The 25,141-nt window shown below is 34.1% G+C and carries 22 protein-coding genes, 1 tRNA gene and 1 pseudogene; 13 read left to right on the top strand and 11 right to left on the bottom strand.

The genetic code is table 11. From position 1 onward, the window contains the following. Positions 1-665 precede the first annotated feature (665 nt). A tRNA-Lys gene (locus ACFIK0_RS03450) sits at positions 666-741 on the top strand. 90 nt (positions 742-831) lie between these two features. Here ACFIK0_RS03450 and ACFIK0_RS03445 read toward each other — a convergent pair. Then, positions 832-1,021, bottom strand: a pseudogene (locus tag ACFIK0_RS03445) (hypothetical protein); the annotation flags it as partial. Positions 1,022-1,298: 277 nt separating this feature from the next. Between ACFIK0_RS03445 and ACFIK0_RS03440 the strand changes: the two are divergent. Next, positions 1,299-2,198, top strand: a complete 900-nt coding sequence (locus tag ACFIK0_RS03440) for a septal ring lytic transglycosylase RlpA family protein (RefSeq protein ID WP_375631127.1) — start codon at positions 1,299-1,301, stop codon at positions 2,196-2,198. A 149-nt stretch (positions 2,199-2,347) separates the two neighbouring features. Here the strand turns inward: ACFIK0_RS03440 and ACFIK0_RS03435 are convergent, their stop codons facing one another. Next, a complete protein-coding gene (locus ACFIK0_RS03435) occupies positions 2,348-2,572 on the bottom strand; it encodes a hypothetical protein (RefSeq protein WP_273791044.1) in 225 nt (74 codons plus the stop codon). A 719-nt stretch (positions 2,573-3,291) separates the two neighbouring features. Between ACFIK0_RS03435 and ACFIK0_RS03430 the strand changes: the two genes are divergently transcribed. The 7 genes from ACFIK0_RS03430 (at position 3,292) to ACFIK0_RS03400 (ending at position 9,856) form a co-directional block, all read left to right on the top strand. Further along, complete coding sequence (locus ACFIK0_RS03430; protein WP_375654471.1) at positions 3,292-4,455, top strand: D-alanyl-D-alanine carboxypeptidase family protein; 1,164 nt, start codon at positions 3,292-3,294, stop codon at positions 4,453-4,455. A gap of 28 nt (positions 4,456-4,483) precedes the next feature. After that, the gene (gene tmk / locus ACFIK0_RS03425; protein WP_375663490.1) at positions 4,484-5,128 is read left to right on the top strand and encodes a dTMP kinase; all 645 of its coding nucleotides are present in this window, start codon (positions 4,484-4,486) and stop codon (positions 5,126-5,128) included. Then, positions 5,125-6,168 (top strand): DNA polymerase III subunit delta', encoded by a 1,044-nt coding sequence (locus ACFIK0_RS03420; RefSeq protein WP_375611915.1) that lies wholly within the window; start codon positions 5,125-5,127, stop codon positions 6,166-6,168. Before tmk ends, ACFIK0_RS03420 begins: the two co-directional genes overlap by 4 nt. A 76-nt stretch (positions 6,169-6,244) precedes the next feature. Continuing rightward, positions 6,245-7,804, top strand: a complete 1,560-nt coding sequence (gene metG, locus ACFIK0_RS03415; RefSeq protein WP_375663489.1) for a methionine--tRNA ligase — start codon at positions 6,245-6,247, stop codon at positions 7,802-7,804. Beyond that, positions 7,794-8,567 carry a TatD family hydrolase gene (locus ACFIK0_RS03410; protein WP_273791049.1) on the top strand — a complete coding sequence of 258 codons (774 nt, stop codon included), beginning with the start codon at positions 7,794-7,796 and terminating at the stop codon, positions 8,565-8,567. The genes metG and ACFIK0_RS03410 overlap by 11 nt, the downstream gene beginning before the upstream one ends. A 10-nt stretch (positions 8,568-8,577) precedes the next feature. Next, positions 8,578-9,387: an MBL fold metallo-hydrolase gene (locus tag ACFIK0_RS03405; RefSeq protein ID WP_375631133.1), complete on the top strand. Its 810-nt coding sequence runs from the start codon at positions 8,578-8,580 to the stop codon at positions 9,385-9,387. 109 nt (positions 9,388-9,496) lie between these two features. Then, positions 9,497-9,856: a hypothetical protein gene (locus tag ACFIK0_RS03400; RefSeq protein ID WP_375613428.1), complete on the top strand. Its 360-nt coding sequence runs from the start codon at positions 9,497-9,499 to the stop codon at positions 9,854-9,856. 307 nt (positions 9,857-10,163) lie between these two features. On the opposite strand, the gene ACFIK0_RS03395 is transcribed toward ACFIK0_RS03400, so the two are convergent. Genes ACFIK0_RS03395 through pcsA form a run of 3 tightly spaced genes read right to left on the bottom strand, consistent with a single transcriptional unit; the run spans position 10,164 to position 12,463 of the window. Then, complete coding sequence (locus ACFIK0_RS03395) at positions 10,164-10,580, bottom strand: DUF6163 family protein (protein ID WP_273791052.1); 417 nt, start codon at positions 10,578-10,580, stop codon at positions 10,164-10,166. Further along, the gene (locus tag ACFIK0_RS03390) at positions 10,577-11,623 is read right to left on the bottom strand and encodes an enoyl-CoA hydratase/isomerase family protein (RefSeq protein WP_375663488.1); all 1,047 of its coding nucleotides are present in this window, start codon (positions 11,621-11,623) and stop codon (positions 10,577-10,579) included. The genes ACFIK0_RS03395 and ACFIK0_RS03390 overlap by 4 nt, the downstream gene beginning before the upstream one ends. A gap of 21 nt (positions 11,624-11,644) precedes the next feature. After that, on the bottom strand, positions 11,645-12,463 hold the full coding sequence (gene pcsA, locus ACFIK0_RS03385; RefSeq protein ID WP_273791054.1) for a phosphatidylcholine synthase: 819 nt from the start codon (positions 12,461-12,463) through the stop codon (positions 11,645-11,647). 182 nt (positions 12,464-12,645) lie between these two features. On the opposite strand from pcsA, the gene ACFIK0_RS03380 reads away from it, so the two are divergent. The 4 genes from ACFIK0_RS03380 (at position 12,646) to sodC (ending at position 15,874) form a co-directional block, all read left to right on the top strand. Next, entirely contained in the window at positions 12,646-13,872 is a 1,227-nt protein-coding gene (locus ACFIK0_RS03380; RefSeq protein ID WP_375637628.1) for a UbiH/UbiF family hydroxylase, read from the top strand. Positions 13,873-14,299: 427 nt separating this feature from the next. After that, positions 14,300-14,644, top strand: coding sequence for a hypothetical protein (locus ACFIK0_RS03375; RefSeq protein ID WP_273791056.1), 345 nt, complete (start codon positions 14,300-14,302; stop codon positions 14,642-14,644). Next, positions 14,622-14,960, top strand: a complete 339-nt coding sequence (locus ACFIK0_RS03370) for a hypothetical protein (protein ID WP_375663487.1) — start codon at positions 14,622-14,624, stop codon at positions 14,958-14,960. The genes ACFIK0_RS03375 and ACFIK0_RS03370 overlap by 23 nt, the downstream gene beginning before the upstream one ends. A 386-nt stretch (positions 14,961-15,346) precedes the next feature. Continuing rightward, positions 15,347-15,874 carry a superoxide dismutase [Cu-Zn] SodC gene (gene sodC, locus ACFIK0_RS03365; RefSeq protein WP_375663486.1) on the top strand — a complete coding sequence of 176 codons (528 nt, stop codon included), beginning with the start codon at positions 15,347-15,349 and terminating at the stop codon, positions 15,872-15,874. 531 nt (positions 15,875-16,405) lie between these two features. Here the strand turns inward: sodC and ACFIK0_RS03360 are convergent. From ACFIK0_RS03360 to sufD, 6 genes are all read right to left on the bottom strand, one after another. Next, on the bottom strand, positions 16,406-17,344 hold the full coding sequence (locus ACFIK0_RS03360) for a COG2958 family protein (RefSeq protein WP_375663485.1): 939 nt from the start codon (positions 17,342-17,344) through the stop codon (positions 16,406-16,408). Between the two features lie 376 nt (positions 17,345-17,720). Next, entirely contained in the window at positions 17,721-20,474 is a 2,754-nt protein-coding gene (locus ACFIK0_RS03355; protein WP_375663484.1) for a DEAD/DEAH box helicase, read from the bottom strand. Positions 20,475-20,496: 22 nt separating this feature from the next. Beyond that, complete coding sequence (locus ACFIK0_RS03350) at positions 20,497-22,137, bottom strand: site-specific DNA-methyltransferase (protein ID WP_375659999.1); 1,641 nt, start codon at positions 22,135-22,137, stop codon at positions 20,497-20,499. A gap of 83 nt (positions 22,138-22,220) precedes the next feature. Further along, positions 22,221-22,622: an SUF system Fe-S cluster assembly protein gene (locus tag ACFIK0_RS03345; protein ID WP_375663483.1), complete on the bottom strand. Its 402-nt coding sequence runs from the start codon at positions 22,620-22,622 to the stop codon at positions 22,221-22,223. Continuing rightward, positions 22,615-23,859: a cysteine desulfurase gene (locus tag ACFIK0_RS03340; RefSeq protein ID WP_273791254.1), complete on the bottom strand. Its 1,245-nt coding sequence runs from the start codon at positions 23,857-23,859 to the stop codon at positions 22,615-22,617. Before ACFIK0_RS03340 ends, ACFIK0_RS03345 begins: the two co-directional genes overlap by 8 nt. Positions 23,860-23,869: 10 nt before the next feature. After that, positions 23,870-25,132, bottom strand: coding sequence for a Fe-S cluster assembly protein SufD (gene sufD / locus ACFIK0_RS03335; protein WP_273791286.1), 1,263 nt, complete (start codon positions 25,130-25,132; stop codon positions 23,870-23,872). Between the last annotated feature and the right edge of the window lie 9 nt (positions 25,133-25,141).

The following is a 25,141-nucleotide window of genomic DNA, read 5'->3' as shown; positions in this document are numbered from 1 at the left end:
TGCCATTGTTGCTCATTGTTCCATTTTCAGGTCTAACGTGTCAACTGCTATATACTATTTTCATGAACCCTAATGTTACGATAAATTTTGATTATTGAAAGGAGGCATAAAAGGTATTTTCATTTCTTTTTTATAGTTTTATTCTCTCACTTATATTGGTCAAGAAAATGCTTTTTATTGTTTCAATATAAAAAAGATTTGAAATGAGATAAGCTTACAGTATTTGAGACTTATCACTCAAGTGATAAAAATGATAAATTATTATAAATCAATATATTATCTTATAAATCTGTATTTATATTTGAAAATTGAACACTAAGATATAAAGATATAAAAAATAATATTATAATAAAAGGTATTTTTTCTTCTCTACCCATTATGCTCAACAACCCATGTGAGGGGAAGGGGGTAATTTCTCATAATTTTAACGCTTCGAATCTATGCAATATTTTGCAGTGAAATTTTTCCTTTATTGAAACTTCAAAAATAAGATTAAAGAGTACTTATACAATGATGAAGTAAAGGGGTGAAAACGAAAAATTATTGATAATTGAAGAAAATAATAATATTTTTCTCCAAAAGGTGTTGACCAAATGGAAAGTCAACCGTATGTTCCCTTCACTTTCTACAAATTAGATAGTGTGCAAACTAGATAGCTTGTATGAGAGCGCGTAGCTCAGCTGGTAGAGCAACTGACTTTTAATCAGTAGGTCCAGGGTTCGAATCCCTGCGCGCTCACCAAATTTAAATTAATATCAATAGGCTATAAAAAATTTAAGAATCTTTCTTGTTTTTATTCTTTTTGAAGTTTTTTGTTGATTCTATAACCTGTCATTTTCTATCAGCTGTTTTGAAATAGAGCGATGCTATGCTGTCTCCTGTCCAACAAAAAAGAGCTTTAAGATTACGATAGGATTGTACCTGCGTTGGCAGCACATGTGGTTTCTAATTTTCTCAATCTATAATAGGTTGATTTTTTAATACCCACTGCATTACATGATTCGCAAAACAAGTTGCTAAAATCACCACTTATTCACACTTTATATTATGAAATGACTTTTCTATAAGATGTTGATTTATTTAATTTTTACTCTTTTTAACATCTACTATAGTACATTTATTTCTTATGAAGATCATAAAAAGGTTAACAATACGTTAATTTCTTGATAGAAGGGGCCAATTCAAGAGTGGTATATGCGCGAGGGGAATCATTTAAAAACGTAAATTCTTCCGTTGCGTACAAAAAGCGTGACGTGGTTTTTACAGTAGTACTTAACAGAAATAAGTGGACTGAATAGATGCCTTCAAATAGAAAAAAGAAATTTACTTTTATGATTAAACCAACACTTCAATTGTTTTCTATGATCGTCATTTCTCAGTCACTGGTATCTTGTTGCGCAAGCCAAACTATGAATTTTTCAATAAAAGATTCCTATCATAATAAACCAATTAACGTAAACACTTCTGTACTACCTCAACAAGTCTCCAATAAGAAGAATCAATCGGAAGAAAAAAAGCGTGGACGAGCGATTGTTGGTAAACCTTATCAAATAAAAGGAAAGTGGTATTATCCTCAAAGTGATCCAACTTATAAACGTGTTGGCGAAGCATCATGGTATGGTTCAGATTTTCATGGACGTTTAACTGCCAACGGTGAAATTTATGACATGAATCTTTTGACTGCTGCTCATCCTACAATGCCTTTACCTAGCTATGCTCGTGTCACTAATTTGAAAAATGGATCTTCAATCGTTGTTAGAGTGAATGATCGCGGACCTTTTATGAAAGACAGAATCATTGATTTATCAAGGCAAGCTGCGACAATACTGGGGTATGTAGATAGGGGGGTTGCAGATGTTAAAGTAGAATATATTGCTGAAGCACCTGTTGGCTATTATGATGGTGCATATTTAATGTCCTCTTATACTCCTGGAAATGCTGCCCCATATTCATTAGCGTCGGAAAATATTGCGAAAAAAAGAGAAACTGTTTTGTTAAAAGAGCAGCGCAATACAGGAAACAAAAAAGAATTAGCTAAAGCAGCTGCTGTTGAACAAGAACAACGTAATAAAACTGTTGCAGTTAAATTGCCAGAAATTGGTCCTATCATGGTTGATAAGCCGATACCATTTGATCAAGTTGCTTCTATAAATAAGCTAAACAAAAAAACAAAGGTCAATTGGCTACAACTGTTTTAAGAAAAAATGCATTGATTTTTTATCTATATAATTTTCTAGTAAAAAAGGTAAGAACTTACGGATTTAGTGTAAGATTTTCATCTTAAAGCGCGTTGTCCTTTTCAAAAAGCGTGGTGGGGTGCTATTATTATAAATTCAGTACGGCCTTTCTACTCCATTGCTGGTCTATTCGTCGTTTTATGATATTGCTTGCTTAATAAAGCGCGTACTTTTCTTACTGTAATAGCTTTTGCTAGACGAAGGTAGATTATTGTATCAGTCTGTTTGTGTAATCTCCAAAACAACTGTACAATCGATTTGAGAGGAATAAAAAGCTTAACAAGTAAAAAAATATTTTCTTTTGATTCGGCTTTGCAATTTTCCAAAGTATCCACGGTAATATCTTATGAAGAGATTATATATTACCTCATGCTTTTGTTTATCATGTTCTTTAATGGAGTAAGTTCTCTCACGAAAAACAGAGCGTCTCAAACAAAATACGCTTACATTGCCAATTCACGAACTTATTTAAAAGAGACATACTTCAACACGCTACAGGTCTATTTTACGACAGCGCCTGTGAATGGCATAACTGTAACGCCTTTAGATATCACCATCTTCACACTTATGAAGATATAAACCGACACCGTCATACACTTTGCAAGCCCCAATGTTTTATGCGATAATTCTTAACACTTGAGAGGTTGATAAGAAGTATTTTTACTCTCTTTTTTAATAATTTTTATCTATATACGAACCCTACTTATGATGCGTAAGCAAGCGATTTTATTGAATTCAATATGAGAGGAAATATAACGAAAGAATCTTACAGTATTTTGAATCAGATCCACGTTAAAAGATTATAATTTATCATAATAAATCAATCTACTATCAATATAAAACAACAAATAAAAAAAATTTTTGTCTCTCATGCTTTAAAACATAAAATTGAATCTAGGTGGAAGATAAGAAGTGCATCATTTTACTTTTGCTAACGCTGAATAAAAATAAAATCTTTTCTTGAGTTATCAATAATTCCTCAATTTGCGGAAATAAAAAAGTTTTTTCCTATATAAGATTCTTTATGTTGATCTTTGGGATGGGAGGAGCAGCTATGTACACAATATTAAGGATCTTATTGACCTTATGGGGGGTATTGGTATTTGTCACGTGGGGGAAAGCAGAAGATTTTCAAATTTCTGCTTCACAATTGTTATTACTCGATGATGATACAGAGACAATACTTTATGAAAAACAAAGTGATATTCCTTTTTTTCCTGCTTCATTAGCAAAATTGATGACAGTGGAAGTCGTATTTCATCACTTAAAGGAGGGACTGTTAAAGAGTACGCAGAAATTCAAGGTCAGTGAAAATGCTTGGCGCAAAGGTGGAGCACCTTCCGGTACAACCACTATGTTTGCAAAGATAAAGACAGAAATCAGTGTTTCTGATCTTTTACGTGGTTTAATTATTGTGAATGGAAATGATGCTGCTATTATTCTTGCTGAAGGAATATCAGGACATGAAGATCATTTTGTAAAACTGATGAATCAGCGCGCAAAAATAATCGGGTTATCTCAGAGTCATTTTGTTAATGCAACAGGGTTACCCGAAGAGGGACAATTTGTAACTGTGCGTGATATGATTATATTAGCACGTCATATTGTTCAGGAATATCCGGACTATTATGCACTTTATTGTGAGCCTCATTTTACATGGAATAATATTTTTCAACGTAATAAAAATCCTCTTATTTCTAAGGAAATTGGTGTAGAAGGATTTGGTTTTGGCTACAGTGAAAAAGAAGGTTTTTCAATGGTTGCCACCATTTCTAAAAATCATCGACGTCTTTTTTTAGCAATCAATGGTTTGCAAGATGGTAAAAAATATACAAAAGAAATAGAACGCATTCTTCAATGGGGAATGACGGCTTTTGATCTCAAAACGATTTTTACAAAAGAAGAAACGGTTGGTCGTGCTTCTGTTTATGGTGGTAAACAAAGTTTTGTTCCACTCATTGTTAAAACACCAATAAGTTTTATGCTTTCGAATGAAAAAAAAGTAAATGTTAAAGCAAAAATTAAATATCATGGTCCATTGAAAGCTCCCATCGTTTCTGGGCAATCAGTTGGCGTTATTCAAATTTTAGAAGATAAAAAGGTTCTTCTGGAAAAACCAGTTTTTGCCGGAATGAATGTTCAGGAAGGAAGTTTCTTTGCAAAAGTAAAAAATGCATTCTATGAAATAACAATTGGATGGTTACGAAAATATTTATAGTTACGCGCTAATAAGGTTAAGATCATACGTGTCAGGTTATTTTATTACATTCGAAGGAGGGGACGGGGTAGGGAAAACGGTGCAGATTTCTTTACTTGCTGAGTCTCTCTCACACCAAGGTTATGATGTTGTCACAACACGAGAACCAGGAGGAACACCAGGAGCAGAAGCAATCCGGCATATTTTGTTGTCGGGGCAGACGCGACAGTATGGACCGTTGATTGAAGCTGTTTTGTTTACAGCTGCACGTGTCGACCATGTTACTGAGGTTATCGCACCTTCTTTGCAAAAAGGTAAAATCGTTTTATGTGACCGCTTTATTGATTCTACACGCGTTTATCAAGGACTCAATGATACCGTCAGTTCTTCTCTTCTTTCTGTTTTAGAGTGTATTGCGCTCAATGGTATTTTGCCTCATTTAACATTTTTATTAGATATGCCTGCAATGTGTGGTATGAAGCGTGCAAATTTGCGAAGAAAAAAAACAGAAGAAATTGATTATTTTGAAAAAGATCTGTTGGAAATTCAAGAACAAAGGCGTCAGGCTTTTCTTCAATTGGCCAAACAGGAACCCCATAGATTTCGAGTTATTGATGCCACTGGCTCAGTGGAAGCCATTGCTCATCAAATAAAAAATATTTGTCATCAGGTATTGTTGGATCAGCTTTCATGAGTAATGTAAATACCTTACGCCAATATGATGATATTGATACAATTTTATCACCATCCCAGAACAATGTTATCTTTGGTCATGAGGATGTGCGTCATTTTTTGACACAAATGCTTAAAGAAGAGCGTTTACATCATGCATTATTATTTGAAGGAGAATATGGGATTGGAAAGGCTACATTAGCCTTTCATCTTGCTTGGAACATTTTAAGTTTTCAACAGAGTGCTTTCTTGAAACCCGATCCTTATTCTACCCCATGGCGCCAAATTACACAAGGAAGTCACCCTGGTCTTTTGTATATTTCACGTCGATTTGATGTGAAAACGCAAAAGTTTAAAACAGGAATACTCGTTGATGATATCCGTGATATTATGCATTTTTTAAGCCGAACATCACAAGAAAATGGATGGCGTATAGTTATTGTTGATTCTGCAGATGATATGAATAGAAATGCAGCAAATGCAATTCTTAAAATACTTGAAGAACCACCTACAAAAACGTTATTTGTTATTATCGCGCATTCTTCTGGCAAATTGCTTCCAACAATCCATTCACGGTGTCAAAAAATCTCTTTTCGTCCCTTGAATAACGATGAAATGAAAAAAGTTATTACACATATTTTCGCCAATCAGGATTTACCTGATGAGAAAACAATTGAAATGATTATTGAAAAATCTAAAGGAAGTCCTCGAAAAGCTGCTTTACTTGTTTGCCATGGCGGTTTTGAAATTATTAAAACAATTGATGCTCTCCTAGAGAAACCTGTTTGTAACGCAATGATTGTACATACTCTTGCACAAACATTTTCATCTGTTTCTTCTACATTCCAATTTCAACAATTTTGTGATGAAATTCTTAATAAAATTCAAAAAAAAGCTATCATGCTCGTTGAAAAGGGAGACTTATTTCTCTCAAAAAAATATGCGGAAAAATGGCGGGAGATTCATCAAGAAATAGAGGAAATACAACTGTTTAATCTCGATAAAAAGCAGTTTGTTATTAACTTGCTTTTTAAAGTTCATAAGATCATTCATGAGGATTAGTTTTTCCGTGACAATGCGATAAACAAACGTTATGTCATAATATCTTTTATTTATAGCGTTTTACAACGAGTATGACATGCGTGACACATATTACATAACAACTCCCATTTTTTATCCTAATGGTGCTCCACATATTGGACATGCTTATAGTGCAATTGCAAGCGATGTTTTAGCCCGCTTTCAACGGTTAAACGGAAAAAATGTATTTTTTCTTTCTGGTACAGATGAGCATGGTCTCAAGATGCAACAAACCGCAGCTGCATTAGGCATGACACCTCAGCAGCTTGCAGATCATAATAGTGCGGTGTTTCAAAAAATGCTTGCAGTATTAAATTGTTCTAACGATGATTTTATCCGTACGACAGAAGAACGCCATTATCAAGCTTGTCAAGAAATTTGGAAAAAGATGGAAGCAAATGGCGATATTTATCTCGGTCGTTATACGGGGTGGTATTCGGTTCGCCAAGAAGCCTATTATGAAGAAAAAGATACGGAAGTTGGACCAGACAACATCCGTCGTGAGAAGGAATTAGGCTCTCCAGTTGAATGGAATGAAGAAGAAAGTTATTTTTTTAGACTTTCTCATTATGAAAAGGCTCTTCTTGAATATTATGAAAAACATCCTGATTTTATTGCTCCATTTGAGCGGCGTAATGAAATTATAAGTTTTATCAAATCAGGTTTAAAAGATATCTCTATTTCACGCGCAAGTTTTAACTGGGGAATTGCTGTTCCTGAGAATCCAAAGCACGTGATGTATGTCTGGGTTGATGCGCTTACAAATTATCTATCAGCAATAGGTTTTTTCAATGAAAATTCAAAAAAACGTGATTTTTGGCCTGCAAATACGCATATTATTGGTAAGGATATTATTCGTTTTCATGCAGTCTATTGGCCGGCATTTTTAATGTCTGCTGGAATTGAATTGCCTAAAAATATTTTTGCACATGGTTTTTTACTTAATCGTGGTGCAAAAATGTCAAAATCTATTGGAAATGTCGTTGATCCTTTTGAAATGGTTGAACACTATGGTCTTGATCAGGTCCGTTATTTCCTTCTCCGTGAAGTGCCATTCGGACAAGATGGTAGTTATAGTCATGAAAGCCTTGTGAACCGTATTAATGCTGATCTTGCTAATGATCTTGGTAATTTAGCACAGCGCTGTTTGTCTATGATTGCCAAAAATTGTAATGCACAAGTCCCGAAACCAGCTTCATTTTCAGCTCAAGATAAACAGCTTTTAGAACAATCTCTTCAAGTACTTGAAACTGTACACCAAGCTATGTCTTCTTATAGTATGCATTTAGCACTTTCAGCTATTTTTTCAATTGTAGCAGATGCCAATCGCTATTTTGCCAACGAACAACCTTGGAGTTTACGTAAAAATGATCGAGAGCGATTTTCTACAGTTCTTTATATAACTGTAGAAATCTTGCGGAGAATAGGAATTATGCTTTTGCCTTTCATACCCCAATCAGCAGCGAAACTTCTTGATAGCCTTGCGGTTGCTGAAGATGATCGGTTATTGTATCATATAAGTCATTCAAAAATTCAAGAAGGGCTTGATCTTCCACCACCAGAACCAATTTTTCCTCGTTATATCTTGAAGAAAGAAGATACTCATCATGTTGATTGATACACATTGTCATCTTGATTTTGAAGATTTTTCACAAGATTTGGATAATGTTATCCAACGGGCTTTAGATGCTGACGTTAAACGTATGATAACAATTTCAACCCATGTTTATAAGTTAGATAAGCTGTTAGCCATTGCGCAAAGCTATGATCAAGTCTTTTGTTCCGTTGGAACACACCCCAATCATGCGCATGAAGAACAAAATATTACAGCGGAAGAGCTTATACAGCTCTCGAATCACCCTAAAATTGTTGCGTTTGGGGAAGGGGGGCTTGATTATCATTATGATTATTCTACTCCAGAAGAGCAAAAGAAAGTTTTTCATGAACATATCATTGCTTCTCGAGAAACACAGATTCCTCTTGTTATACATTCACGCAATGCCGATATCGATATGGAGAAAATATTACGTGAACAGACAAAAGAAGGAGCTTTTCCCTTTATCCTTCATTGTTATTCGTCTGGAATGCAACTTGCTCGTGCTGGAATTGAACTTGGTGGTTATATTTCTTTTTCAGGTATTCTTACTTTTAAAAACGCATTTGAAATCCGTGAAATAGCAAAAATTGTGCCCCATGAGCATTTGTTAGTGGAAACAGATGCTCCATTTTTAGCACCTAGTCCCCATCGGGGCAAAACAAATGAACCATCTTTTGTATGTTATACAGCAGCTGTTTTGGCTGAAACAATTGGCTTAAGCATTGAAGAAACAGCTCAAATAACAACGCGTAATGCTTTTCGTTTATTTAGCAAAATGAAATAAGGCAAAAGATATGTGTGATCAATACCGATTTACAATATTAGGTTGTGGTCCTTCTCCAGGAGTGCCAAGACCTAATGGTGATTGGGGAACATGTGATCCGAATAACCCTAAAAATAAACGCTACAGAAGTTCTTTATTAGTTGAACGTATTAAACCTTCAGGAGGCAAAACAACGATCGTTATTGATACAGGTCCAGATTTTCGCTCACAAATGATCGATGCGCGTGTAAGCCATCTTGATGCTGCTCTTTACACGCATTCTCATGCAGACCATATCCACGGTATTGATGATTTACGCAGCTATGCACTTGCACAAAAATGTTTAATAGATATCTATGCCGACAGATTTACACTAGAGCATCTCAAAAGTGCTTTCGGATATTGTTTTCAAACTCCAAAAGATTCATCTTATTCTCCCATTTTAAAAGAGCATCTTATCAATGAAGATAGCCAATTTATTATTCAGGGGCAGGGCGGAGAAATAAGCGTCAATACACATTTACAACACCACGGAAACATTCATTCCTTAGGTTTTCGGATTGGGAATGTTGCCTATTGTACGGATGTTAGTAAATTTCCTGAAAAAACTTTATCCAAATTAATGGATTTGGATGTTCTCATCATTGAAGCTCTTCAATTTAAATCCCATCCGAGTCATTTTTCTGTTGATCAAGCATTACAGTGGATAGAATATTTAAAGCCAAAACAAGCAATACTCACACATATGGACAGATCGCTGGATTACAATAAGGTTATAAATTACGTTCCATCCTATGTAAAACCTGCATATCAAGGTCTTACTTTTGAAACAGATGCATAAGCTTATTATGCGCAATATTTTAAGTTAAATAAAATACTTTTAAATTTATCCTTTATTTTATTTCATTTTTGACATATTTAGTGTTTTTTATGTCAAAAATGAGGCTTTTATGTATAAGAATTTTAAGCGGGGTGTATGTATTGTGGTTTTAGCGGTTTCCTTAACAGCATGTGGGGGGCGTTTAGAAAAAAATATTGCAACGACAACATTACATGACGGATCAATGAGTTGTGCCGATATTCAACGGGAGTTTTTTGCTAATAAACGTCAGATTAATGATACAATTGCAGAGCGTTCTAAAGCAAGAAATAAAAACGTGGCTTTAGCAGCGGCAAGTGTTGTATTTGTACCTGCTTTGTTTTTTATGGATACTAAATCCAGTGAAAGTAATGAAATTTCGGCTTTAAACAATCGTAATGCTGTTTTGAGTGATCTTGCACGTATGAAACGTTGTAAAATAATGCAATAATTTTCCTTATTTTATTATACGTAATTTCGTTATCACTATTTTGGGTCTTTAAGGAATATACCTTAAAGACCAAATTTTATTTTAAAAGTAAATTGTATGATATAAATATTATGATGATGTTTTAAAGTAGGGTTTTCTTTTTGGATAAAGGATTTATCTTCTGCATCATATTATCGCATAATATATATTATGGAACTTTATAGAAGAAGTATATCTAGCATCAGCGCTTTGAAGAACGAATCTTTAAAATGAGCTACTTAAGTTAGCTAAGATTGAAAATCGAGCCTGTTATTCTGGCTCGAAAATTTCAATCACAATGTTTTTTATTTTTTACTCTTTTAAAAAAAATCATCACAATTTGTAGTGCTATAAAAGCTAAAAACAATATTCCATGAAATAATGGTACAAATGGCTGATAAATAAAATCGGAATAATACATTGTTATTGCTTCAATCAATGCTGCAATACACCACACAATGATGCCCCATAGTGAATACATCCAAAGTCCAACTAAGGCAATAGGATAGAGAATAGCCAATATAACTGATGCAAATTGCCACTGCCAAGGCATAAGATCAAAACGCCATAGAATACCTGGAAAAACACCAACAAGGCGTATCCAATAACAAATACCTAGAACTAAGCAAATAAGTGCCAAAAACCGTAAGTAACAGTTATAGATTAAATTGATTTTTGAAATCTGTTTGTGAGAATTATTTTTCACAATAATAACTCTTGTTCAACAGGTTGGAAGTAAGAATCTACCATTTCATCTGTCACATTTGAAAATTTATCTGGCTGCCATTGAGGTCTTTTATCCTTATCGATTAACATAGCACGTATACCTTCATAAAAATCATGTGAATGAATCATATGATGCGCTATGCGGTTTTCAATTTTCATACAATCTTCCAACGTTTGAGATGAATTTTGTTTCATTTGTTTCCAGATAACTTTTAAACTTGTCGGAGAACGTGACTGCAAAATATCATAACATTCTTTAGCAAATAAAACATCTTCATTGCTTTTTTTATGTAGTAACTCAAGACATTCTTCTAAGCTATGGGCACTAAAACAACTGTTAATAATACAACGTATTTCATAACTTGTTTCATAGTCTTTTGTAATTGCTCGCTCGTTTAAAGCTAAAGTAGGATCTCCTTGCTCAATAACAGCTTTTCTAATCATATCGAATTCAGTTTCAGCAACGGCGTGTGTTGCTAATCCTAAATTTAAGCAATCTCCCCACTTTATGCGTGCGCCCGTTAATGCAAGATAGATGCCAAAATGATTGGGAAGAGATGGTAAGAAAAAACTTGCACCTACATCTGGGAAAAATCCAATCGCACCTTCTGGCATAGCAAAAACTGTATTTTCTGTAACAATTCGATGCGAACCATAGAGAGAAATACCGACCCCTCCTCCCATCCAAATACCGTTTAAGAAAGCAATGTAGGGCTTTGAAAAATGTTTAATATAAGCATTTAAGCTATATTCATCCCTAAAGTATTGACAAGCAGCAACACTTTTCCCCATATGATAGATTTCTACAACATCTCCACCAGCACAAAAAGCACGCCCCTCCCCTTCAATTAAGACACAAGAAACATTATCATCTGTTTCCCATATTCTGAGAGCTTTTTTTAAAGCTGAAACCATTCGTTGATTAAGAGCATTTAATGCTGAAGGACGTGTGAGCTTTATAATACCAGCTCGCCCTTCTTTCGTAAAAGAAATATCATCATCTGCTCCAAAATTAATTTGCATCTCACACCCTTCTTAAAACAACTATTTCATTGTTTTTTTTATATTTTTTGCCCCAAGTTGAGGAAATATTTGCATGATTGCACCAATACAATATATATAAATTCCTGTTACCGAAATTCCTATTTTAACCCAATAGGGAGCCTCTAGTTGATAAAAGAAGGCAGAAATACCAAAAAAACACCATAAGAGAAAAATGGGAAAATTAACCCTACGTAAACGAAGGACTCTTACTGGATGAATAAAATAAATTGGCAAAAAAGATATAATCGCCGATAAAACAATAATGATAAAAGTAATCCACTCTCCTGGTCTGACGACAAAAAGCGTAAAAATCATCATATTCCAAACAACAGGAAATCCTTTAAAAAAATTTTCTTTGGTTTTCATACTAGTATCTGCATAATAAATAGCAGATGAAATAACAATAATTGCACTCAATGAAAATGATAACCCTACCCCCATAAAACCACTTTGATAGAGTGCAAAGGCAGGAATTAAGACATAAGTCACGTAATCAATAATATTATCTAACAGCTCTCCAGACCATGTTGGAAGAACGTATTTAACATCAAGTTTACGTGCAATTGGTCCATCTATACCATCAACGAGAAGAGCAAGCCCAAGCCAACAGAACATAGCTGTCCATTCTTTTTGAGAGGCTGATATAAGAGAAAGAAACGCTAAAAATGATCCCGAAGCTGTTAGTAAATGAACAGAAAAGGCCTTTGCTTGTGGCATTGTTACTTTTTTATGGCGTAATAATTTAGCATTTGTTTTGATTTTCTTTGTTAGTTTACGTTTCAAGTTTTTCTTATCCTCGTTTTTAAAGTCTTCAACCATCTATCAATACGCCATTTTTTACCGATGATATAACTCAGCATTTTAAAAAATCATAAAAAGGTTACTTTTTTATATCGCATTATTTATTACATACTATAATAGAAGAGCTTCATATAATAAAAAGAGAGCGATCATTTGGAAATGTTAAAATATTTTCTCAATGGAGAAAGGTTCAAGTCATTGTGATATTTGAAAAGGAAGAGCATAAAGATATTGCTGTTATTGGTGCAGGCCCTGTCGGAATGTTAGCGGCGCTGAGTCTTGCACATGAGGGGCTTTCTGTTTTTCTTGTTGGGCCCCCTGCTCATACAGATGAGTTACGGACAACTGCTCTTATGATGCCTGCAATACGCATGCTTCAAAAACTCAATATTTGGGATAATCTTCAAAAACATGCAGCAGCTTTATCTTCCATGAGAATTATAGATATAACTTCTAGAATTGTGCATGCTCCTACGGTGCATTTTTCTTCTGCTGAAATTGGTGAAAAAGCTTTTGGCTATAATATACCTAATGTAAAATTGAACAGTGCTTTAGTCGATGCTGTTACACATACGCCTAATATTACAAGATTTGTTTCTGCAGCCAAATCTGTTCATCACACAAAAAAACATGTATGTATTACTCTTGCTGATTGTAGAGTCATTCAAGCACCACTTGTTATTGCAGCTGATGGACGTCACTCTCTTACACGTGCCGCAGCAGGGATAAGTGTCAAACAGTGGAATTATCCACAAAAAGCACTTGTTCTCAACTTTTCTCATGAGTTTTCTCATCAAAATACATCAACCGAATTTCATACAGAACACGGTCCATTTACACAGGTTCCACTACCAGGACGAAGATCTAGTCTTGTATGGGTTGTTCATCCTTCCCGTGCTGAAGAATTATTGAATACAGAACCAAAAACAATTGCAAAAATGATCGAAAACAAAATGCAATCAATGCTTGGAAAGCTAAGCTTAGAAACATCAATTCAAGCATGGCCGCTTTTCGGACTTCTTTCTCGTCATTTTGCTGCTAATCGAACAATTTTAGTCGGTGAAGCCGCTCATGTTTTCCCCCCTATTGGGGCACAAGGATTGAATTTAGGATTCCGTGATGTCCAAACTTTAATTGATATTTTACCTAATAAAATATCCAATTCTAACTCTGAAATGATTGTTGCACATTATAACAAATGTCGCAAACCAGATATATTAATCCGAAGTGGAGCTGTTCATACACTGAACTCTGCTCTACTTTCTCATATGTTGCCTGTTCATATCATACGAAGCATTGGGCTTGGTTTGTTACATAGTTTCCCACCATTACGTAATTTATTTATGCGCGAAGGAATGTATCCGGGTTATGGATTCAAGGAAATTATGCAAATATCTCCAACAAAATCATCAAAACAGCCCTACTGAACAATAATGGACAATAACGTAAAATAAAAAAATAATAAATTGCATTTTGCAATCATATCATATTACTGATGCAAAAAATATCTTTGTTCTTTCTAGGAAAGAAAAAATTATTATATATATTTAGCATATTGATATGAAATAAGATAAAACTTAATTATAGACTAAAGCTTAAATTGTAAAGATATCTTGCTAAATCACATCTGTTAAATTTTGCACTATAAAGAAAATGAAAAATAATACCGTTTTTAAAGAGTTATTTTATAATATTAATTTTAATAAGAAAATAAATAATAAAAAACAGTTTTATTTAATCAATGGATTTTAAAATCTTTTTATTATTAAGTATAATATTAAAAATAAAATCATCTTTGGAACCTGTTAGTAACACAGAGGTTAATGAAGTGTTGTTTTAACAAATGGTAACAAGATGACACTAAATAAATTTTTGAAATTAAGTACTTTTTTTATAATGATTGTATGTGTCTCGTTGATAGTCACTACTTCAATAAGTGAAGTTTTTCACCTTCCTTATTGTCAAACCTTTACCTATAGCTCTACTCAAAATGTCACTAAAATAGGTCAGAACTCATTTACTGCTTCACAAGTTAAAAATTGTCTTATGCAAAATGGTTTTGAGAATATTAAACGATTGCGTTTAGATGACAATGGCATCTGGCGTGCTTTAGTAAAATTTAAAAAGTCCCATTTTTTCGTATCCGTTGACTATTCAGGAACAGTTAGCATTCAAAATGAAAGAAAAGAATATGATTGATTTTAAAACTTACAGCAACGTTTCTTTTTACAGCCGTAAGAAAAAAAATTTAAAAAAGTGCTGCCATTCTATTAAAGAATTTGCTTTCATTGGCGGTTTAAATGGAAGCATATCAGGAGCTATCGCGGCAATTCTTTCAGCTTATGGTTATATTGCTCTTCCAGGATTTGGTCCAGTTATCGCAATGGGTATAGGAGTAGCACTTTCTGCCGGAATAATAATAGGAGCACTGATAGGATCAGGAATGGGAGGAAGTGTCGGTATATGCTGTATTTTATGGGAAGTCTCTCGTCATTTTTTCTATGAAAACAATTAAATCATCAACAAATTATATGTTCTTTTTTTTGATGAAACGATTATCATATTATAAATGAAATAACATCTAACTTATTAAAACTGTTTGCTTAATTCTTTATTACACATCAAAAAAGTAGATTTTTTAAAGCATCTCTTGAAGAAATGTAAGCGAGATATAATTATCAGTCTATGGAAGCTACATTTTTTATAGATCAAAAAATGAAAGTTATGTTTAGAAATATATATATAAACATACTTTAATTTATTTGCTCTTTCTAATAACTAATATTTCTATTTAAATTATTTTTGTTAAAGTTCAATTTAAGACACTTATATAATATATTATTAGTATAGATTATTAATTATAGATAATAATCTATTTAAAAATAAGTATAAAGGTATTTTATGAAAAAAATATTATTATCATTATTGTTTTTTATGGCATTTTTAATTCATAAAAATTCTGTATTAGCACTATCAACAAAAGTAAATATTTATAAATTAGAAGATAACAATTTCAAAAAGGCTATTGGTAGCATTAAAATTGAAGAAAACACATACGGTTTGATTTTCATCCCTAATTTATCTACTTTATCAGAAGGGATGCATGGTTTTCATGTACATGTGAATCCTTCATGTGATACAAAAGATGGCATAATTGGTGGAAGCGCAGGTGGACATTATGATCCGGAACATACCGGAAAACATTTAGGACCTTATAATATCAATGGTCATCTTGGTGATTTACCAGCACTTTATGTTGATAAGCACGGATATGCCATAATGAGCGTTCTTGCTCCACGATTAAAAAAAATCTCTGAAATTAAAGGGCGCTCTTTAGTCATTCATTTAGGGGCTGATAATCAATCAGATAAACCATTACCGCTTGGCGGAGGTGGTGCACGTTTAGCGTGCGGTATTATTGAAAAATAAAGAGAGTATTGTGGCAAACTGTGATAGTACACCCCTTTACTATAAGATGTGAGAAAAATTTATTTTTTAAATCTATTTCAAGAAATTGAGTAAACTTTGTGAATATTTTATAAAATTAATATTTTGAATGTTTACTTCGGATAATAAAAAACTTAATAATATTCAAAATGAACAGCAGTAGAAATTAAAGAAATAGTAGTGTAAATTCTCCGTAAGAAGACTTCAATATGAGAAAGTAATATTTTTAATGCTTGATATAAACAAAGCAAAAAAGTCGAATTTCACTCTCTAAAGTAGCAAATTTGTAATAAATTATAGTCATTAAGTCTAGTATCTAATGGAATCATGCCCAATGCACAAAATAGAACAGGCCTAAAACAGAATTTTTACTCTTCCCCCACTCATGAGGTACGCGAAAAAAATTTAATTGATACAATATCAATATAATAAGTCAAACAAAATAGTTAGAGTAATTTTTCATCACCCTGAAAAAAGGGCTTTTAAACAATGGAGTCTTTTTTAAAATACCCCTCATAGATACATATGATCCCAATCTAGAGGACGCATCTCACCAGTTTGATAAAATTGACGAATGAGCTTAATATAATCAAGAAAATCTTTGTTTTCCTCCACTAATCTATTAGCAGTATCCCAGTCAATATCACTACGTTCTTTGGCAGGAATTAATATCTCACTCTCGGAAGAGTTTTCCTTATTAAGTCTTATAAATCCAATTCCATGCAAACTTGAAAGCATCCGAAGCTCTTTTAATGTATCAACTCCTTCAATTTCACTAGCTACTAAATAACTCAAATTAGCCCATGAAGAATTACTAACTGTTTGAAAAAATGCTTTTCGTAAATTTGAACGATTGATGAGAATTTTTACTTCAAAAGACCAAAGCTTTGTCTTTTTATCAAAATATTGCAAAACACAGTCTTTGATTTCACGATTCCATTCCTTGCTTAAATCTTGCATCCCTACGAGATCTGGATAAAGCCATTTATTTCCGCCTGCACCATGTTTATTACGAGAACATTTCTCATTAATGCGCTTGCTATAAACTGCAAGCTCTGACCATAAAAATTTAGATAATAACGGATAAAGATCATGCTCTTTAACAGAGCTACCTTCTGTTCTACTCTTTGCATTGTCCTCTATTGCGTCAATTTCAGCACTATCTGTTTGTTTAGTAAAATAATATTGTCGCGGTCGTCCTTCAGTGGTTTTAATTTCTGAATAACGCTTTTGTAATTGAGGGCGCTGCGATCCTATTTCAGCAACAATTTGCTGAATAAGAGCAGCATCACTATTAAGGGGATTGATTATCGCCGTTGAATGCTTTTGTTTTTGGCGGCATTTCTCTGGGTAATTTTCAAATATCCATTGAGCAATTTCTCGAGCTGTAAACTTTTTCGTCGGGTTTTTCTTTAAAAAATTAAAAACAGTGTTTGTTAAATTTAAAGTCATATGAAAAACTCCCCCTTTTATCCTCTGGGTATTTCATTATATTCAGGCGTTTTAAATGAAAGAACAATAAACTGTTTAAGTTTTTTAAAAAAAGAACATTTATCAAATTACTCAATAAAATCAAAATATTTTTTTAATTTATGACTATAACTCAAAGATCTTTTCACATAACGAAAATAAGATTGTACTTTTATAAAAAATTGTAAATGTGCTACAAATCCCCATACAAAAGCATAATCTTGTATAACTTTTCTATACATTTTTCTTTTTATTTTAACGTCGTTAGAAAAAAGTTAAAAATAATTATTCAAACATTTGATTGAACCTCACACCCGTCAATTAAAAAACTTATGTGTTTTATTTTTGAAGCAAAAAGTTACGAGCTCTCAAGTATAGATTCTGAAATGGTAAACTCTGCACACAAACCTTCAAAACTACTATTTGCTTTAATAGCATCATGGGGAATAAGAACATAATACCATTTTTTATCGCCATAAGTCGCCGCATAGCGCGTTGCATGACAACACCATTGAACTGCAGCTTCTCTCTTTTTTAAAACAATAGGATTTTGCATTTCAGAGGCTTTTTTAGGCTCACAAAGATATTTGGCATCCTTCGTTTCTACAACAAAGTCCGGTTCATAAGTCGATCCTTTATCATATTCTATTCTGAAAAAACCTCGAGCGGGTTTCATCCATTTCAAGACTTGTGCATCATCCTCTAATATTTGAGCAAATCGTAATTCCCCTTCTACTGAATCAAACTTTTGTAAAGGATAACAGCATTTTCTAAAGCCGCTGAATACAAGTTTTTTAATATCACTTTTAATGGCAGGAATATTACGAAAATCAAGAGGAGACGTCCCTTGCGGTAACACATAATGGATAGGTGATAAAGTTGCAAAACCTCGTGTAACTTTAACCGCATAATCTTTTTGCGTTTCCCATTGATGTTCTCTTAATTGCGCAACAATAAAACTAGTAAGCTTGTGCTGATAGTGAATTAATACGTTCTCAACAGCTGTATCATTGGGTAAATAAGATCGGAAATGTTCTAGTATCTGACTAGCTAATTTTCGTAATAAGAGCGTATGGTTATCATAATCGACAAAGTCATTATCAATCAAACCACGAATGATGTAGTTTTCAAGATAAGGCTCTTTTACATATTCATTCTTAGAAGTAAGAAAAATGCTTTTATGGGTACGCAATTCTCGAATTAAAAGTTCTTTACTAACAGGTTGAAAATTTAAGCTTTCTAGATTTTTTAAATCAAAATCATAAAAACCATAAGTAACATCACGCGAAGGTATGAGTATAATATTTGGAATATCTATTATCAGTTCTGTTAATTGTTTTGTCAGAATTGTCACCACTTTTGATACAAGAGACTTTTGTGATGAAGGCTTAATATTCATAACTTTATTAGCAATTTTTTCTTGTATCTGTGCAGAACAAAGCATTTGAGAACTTGGCAATTTATCATTCTCTTTGATAAGATCCCACGCGATCGCTACAATATCTTGCTCTTCAGGTGTTAATGTAGGGGAATCTGTATGACGTAATATGATACCTTGTAAATCAGAAGATGCTCCATTTATATCGGAATTACGTGTTACCATCGTTTGCATCAATAAAGCTTCTACTTGACTTGGAACTGTCAATATATCGGTCTTTTCAAAGGGGATATTCCCTCCTGTTCCAATCTCAATATGCTTTTTTATAATTGAGTTTGGATCGTTTGCACGATCAATAATATCTTGAAAACGATCATGCGCAATAATTGTTAAACGATCAATAGCTTCCACGCCTGTTCTATACCCATAAGGCAAACGCAATCCACGCCCAATTGTTTGCTCTGTTAAAATTTCTGAAGCCGATGCACGCAACGGTACAATAGTATAGAGATTCGTAACATCCCACCCCTCCTTTAATTTATTAACGTGAATAACAATTTCTGTTGGGTTATGAGAATCTTCAATTGCAATCAGCTTTTGAATATTTTGATCTTCTTCTATATTCGACTGTTTTGTATGAATCTCTATAACTTTTCCCTTATAAGCTCCTGCAAAAAAATCATCTGATTCCAATAAATCACGCAATTTCTGTGCATGATTTGTATCTTGAGCGACAACTAAAATAAAAGGCTTAACGAACTTTTTGTTATAATCTTTTGCATAGACAATTAAATCTGCTTTCACGTTTTCATGGGCATGAATTGCATCTTGTAATTTGATATGTTCTAATTGTTCAGATGTATAATTTTGAGGTTGAAAATCTTTACGTGTAGCAACAGCAGGCTCTTTTACAAAACCATCCCTCATAGCCTCTGCAAGTGAATAACTATAGACAACATTTTTAAAATCTACGGGTTTTGCACCTATTGTTTTTGGTGTCGCTGTAAGCTCTATTCCTAAAACAGGTTTTAACTCATTAATTGCTGCCGCACCAGCAGAAGCTCGATAACGATGTGCTTCATCCATTAACAAAACTAAATCAGGAAGATTTGCGAGATAATCAAAATAACTTTCGCCAATTGTCTCTTGTAAGCGTTTAATCCTCGGCATACTAGATTTTAGTGCGCCTTTTTTATTATCTGTTGTATTAATTTTAGAAATATTAAAAATATTGATAAAAGCCGTATCTCTATTCTCAAACAAACGCTTTTGTCCTTGAAAATGGTGTTCATCAGCGCGAATACCTTTACCACTTTCATAATCTTCACCTGTAATAATAACGGGTCTATTGGCAATAAATTCACTCATTCCACTGAAAACGTACTTCGGACTTTGGGGACTAAAATCCTGTTTTAACTTTTCATAAATAGTCAAATTTGGCGCTAAAACAAAAAAATGGCGACTGCGACCTGTTAAATAAAGATAGCTAATAAAAGCCCCCATAAGTCGCGTTTTTCCAACACCCGTTGCTAAGGCAAAACAAAAAGAGGGAAAGTTTCGTTCAAAATCTTGTACAGAAGGATAAAGATTTTTTATCACTTCTAACTCTGCAACCAAATCAGCATTTTTAGAAAGCTCTATATTTTCTAAGATTTTTACCAAAATATTTAAAGATTCACGTTGAGGATCACGTAACGATAAGCGAGCAGAAATCCTTTTTTCAATAGTGTTCATGAAAAACTCCGCTTTTTATATACTATTCAAATAAATCTAATTCTGCTTGCGCAATATCTTTATTTTTGTTGTTTTCTTTTACCACAATCACTGGTTCAAGATTGGCTACATTTAAACTGTAATCGTCCCTTCCCCATTCGCATTTTTCTAACACTGCACGGGGGATTTTAGTGAGTGTCAGATTTTCAAAGGATGCTGATTTTGTATCAAAGGCTGTACCACAAATCAGCAACGTGCGATGAGAGCCTACCTCTTCACTCATTATACGGAGTTGTTCATGGGTCATAGCGCTTGTTGTGACATAAATATAATCTGTTTCGGTTGAGTACCCTTGCATCCAATAATGATTTTCATCAGGTGCATAGGTAAATCCCATATGTTTGCACATTGCTTCTGAAAGCATCGCAGCATTATATTCGCGACTAATAATCCATTGTCCCCATGGATCTTTTTGCAACAGAGAAGGTGCAAGACGATAATAGCGAAATCCACCGCCACCTTGCCAATTGACACTTTTGGAAATTCCCCCTTGATCAGTTCCATCAATGACTTGTTTTAAACGAGGGATAATGTGGGTGTGACAATGTTCACCAAGTTCAATCATAATCCACTTTCTTCCCATTTTATGAGCAACAGCACCGGTTGTGCCGGAACCCGCAAAAGAATCTAAAACAAGATCACCAGGATTAGTGGCAAGTTGAATAATGCGTTCCATTAACCGCTCAGGTTTGGGAGTTGTAAAGACATTATCAGAATTAAAAACTTTAACTTCTTTTTTAGCATCTTGATTATGCCCTACTTCTGTATAAGGCCAAATCGTCATACTGGTTATTCCCTGCTTAACCTCAGAAACAAAACGTTTAATCCTTGGTACCCCGCCGTTATCTGTTCCAAACCAAATACGATTATCCTCTAATAGCTCGGCAAATTTTTTTTTACTAACACGCCAACTAGCTCCAGCAGGAGGCATAACTTTTCGTCCAGTAGGCGTGATGATTTCATAAATATCCTTAGGCGTCACTCTTTTCACGGATAAATCTCCCGATTGCCATAATCCACGCGGATCATTATCAGGGTTTTTATAGCGCGCATCCATATCGCTTGAACGAGGAAGCAATTGAGGGCGCCAAATCGTTTTATCTTTAGCATAAACCATGATAAAATCATGGTTATCGGAAAGCCATTTTGTATCATTTTGTGGAGCATATTTCTTTTGCCAAATAATATTGTTGATGAAATTTTGGCGACCAAAAATTTCATCCATCATCACTTTAAGATAGGCTTGTTCATCATCATCAATTGATATCCAGATACTTCCATCATCCGCCAGTAAATGATGTAACAATTCTAGCCTGTCTCTCATAAGACTGAGCCATATGGAATGCTCTAAACCATCTTCATAATGTTCAAAGGCATTGCCTGTATTATAAGGCGGATCGATATAGATACATTTTACCTTCCCCATATATTCTTTCTCAAGCGCTTTGAGTGCGAGCAAATTGTCACCAAAAATAAGCTTATTATCAAAAATATCTTGGGATGATATTTGATGCGAAGCGTGATAAGATTTTTCAAGATCTTCTAATAAGATACGAGGCTCTAGTTTTGGGCGTTTTTCTTTTCCAATCCAAGTGAGTTCTAGTTTTTGTTTATTATAACTCATGCGATCGTCCTTAAATTCAAATGCTTGTGAAAAGTAACCAGCTTATTCATGAATGGCTAAATTAGAGTCTCTTAACAATACTTTTAGTACCATCCGACAGCAATTTGAGCTTCTTCTGACATACAATCAGGTGTCCATGGTGGATCAAAAGTCATAGTGACTTCAACATACGAAACCCCTTCAACTGCACTGACTGCATTTTCTACCCACCCCGGCATTTCACCAGCAACAGGGCATCCCGGTGCTGTAAGAGTCATTTCAATTTTTACTGAACGATCATCTTCAATATCAATACGATAAATCAGTCCTAGCTCATAAATATCAGCAGGAATCTCTGGGTCATAAACTGTTTTAAGAGCAGCAATAATATCATTCGTCATACGATCAATTTCATCTGCTGGAATTGCTGATATGTAAGATTTTTTATCTTCACTTACAGTTTCAACAGATTCTGGAGAATGACGCTCTTCAATTAATTCAGCCATTAAAAAATGTCCTTGTTTCTTGCAATGCTTCTACCAATTGATCTATATCTTCTTTAGTGTTATACATGGCTAACGATGCGCGGCAAATAGATGTTAGACCAAAGCGCTGTAATAAAGGCTGTGCACAATGAGTTCCCGCACGTATTGCAACCCCTTTTCTATCAATAAACATAGCGATATCATGGGCGTGAATTCCTTCAATTGTAAATGATATAATAGCTCCTTTATTGGGAGAATGACCATAAATACGCAATGACTCAACCATTTTAAGTTTTTCCTGCGCATAAGCTAAAAGGGACCTCTCATGGGCATGAATCGTGCTACGACCTTTCTCTTGTATATAATCAATAGCCGCAGTTAATCCAATAGCTTCAACGATAGGAGGGGTACCTGCTTCAAAACGGTAAGGAGGAGCATTATAAAACACCTTATCGGTTGTTACCTCCTCGATCATTTCCCCTCCCCCTTGAAAAGGACGCATTTCTTCTAATCTATCTTCTTTACCATACAAAACACCAATACCAGTGGGACCATAAAGCTTATGACCTGTAAAGACATACCAATCACAATCGAGATCTTGCACATCAACGGTTAAATGTACTGCTCCTTGAGAACCATCAACAAGAACCGGAATAGAATTTTGATGTGCTAGTTTAATAATCTCTTTAACAGGAGGCACAGTTCCTAATATATTGGACATATGCGTTATAGCAACAAGCCGCGTTTTTTCGCTTAAAGCCTTTTGGAAATCTTCAATGTGCAGAACACCATTTTCATCGACAGGAACAAAAATAAGTTTAACACCTTTTTGTTCACGGAGAAAATGCCAAGGAATAATATTTGAATGATGTTCCATGATCGTTAGAACAATCTCATCACCTTCTTTGAGTTTTGGCATCGCCCAACCATAAGCAACAGTATTAATAGCTTCTGTTGCATTTTTCGTAAAAACAATTTCTTCAGCTTTTTGAGCATTTAGAAAAACACGAACGGTTTCACGAGAATTTTCATAAGATTGTGTTGCTATATTGGCTAAAAAATACATTCCCCTATGCACATTAGCATAACTATAGTGATAATAATTATTCATTGCATTGAGTACTGACATTGGTTTTTGGGCAGAAGCACTACTATCAAGATATGCTAATCGCTTTCCATAAACTTGATGGTGTAAAATAGGAAAATCACGCCGAATTTCTTCGACATTATAAGTAAATGTTTGTACGTTATTTTCCATTTTTTCTACCTTAAACATTTTTTTCAAGCCATTTACTAATGATATTCTCCAAAACGATTTGAATCTTATCCTGCTTGATGTCATCAATGAGCTCAGAGATAAATCCTTTAATCAAAAGTGCACGAGCCGTTTTAAATGGGATACCACGCGCCATAAGATAAAAAAGATAATCATGATTAATATTAGCAACTGTTGCACCATGACCGCACGCAACATCATCAGCAAAAATCTCCAGTTCAGGCTTTGCATTAAATTCTGCATCATCTGAAAGAATAAGGCTATTACAAGCCATGCGTGCATCTGTTTTTTGCGCTTTTTGAGAAACACGTATTATTCCTTGGAAAACACCAACAGCCTTATCTGTAACCACATTGCGTATAATTTCGGTTGATGTTGACTTTTCTTCCACGTGACGAACAGTCATTGTAAGATCACTATGTGTTTGTCCTGATAATAAATTTATGACGCGTAATTGAAAATTAGATTCTTCTCCCTGTAATTCAATATCGATTTCTTGGCGATTTAATTGGCTCCCTATATTAATGACATAAAGTGATAACTTTGCTCTTTGATCAAGAACAGCACAAAATCGACCAAATTGTGTAGAATTAAAATCACGATTGCGAATGAGAATCCACGTAACATCACTATCAGCAGCAATACTTAATGAAAATATTGAACTGACAAAGGTATCTTTATCATTGCCAACCTGATGTTCAATAAACATAACTTGACTATTTTTATCAACTTTTATATCCGAAAAAATATGAGATTGTCCCCCCATTTGTATATTTTGTAATTCAATGGGTATATTTAACTTTGTATTTTCAGGGATGTGAAAAAGCCAACCATCTGTAACAAAAGCTGTATTTAACTGTCCAATAAAATCTTCATCAGAAATGTTTTGATTTATCTGCACAGAATTATCTTCTAATGCGTCTGAAAGGCGTTTTACTGTAATATTGTCTACCTTTGACTCTATCGATGTTTTTCCATTGTTTATGGAGAAAACAGCACTTTCTGAAAGCAATGCATCAACCAATTGATTGTCTTGAACTTTTGAAAAATTGCTAATAGACTTCAGTAAGGTACGCAGATTGGTATAATGCCATCTTTCGATTTTACGGGAAGGAAGCCGTGTCATTTGAAATTGCTCAATAGTTTTCTTGCGGATTTCCTGTACAGCTTTATCACCAGGTAAGTCGTTTACATACTGATTAAAATTACTGAGGATATTTTCTTCAACCGCTAACAAGTTTTGCTGTGCATTCATATTTAATAA

It is taken from the genome of Bartonella sp. CL63NXGY (assembly GCF_042194905.1).
GTDB lineage: Bacteria > Pseudomonadota > Alphaproteobacteria > Rhizobiales > Rhizobiaceae > Bartonella.
The sequence above is the reverse complement of the archived record's forward strand: the minus strand, read 5'-3'. Positions and strand labels throughout refer to the sequence as shown.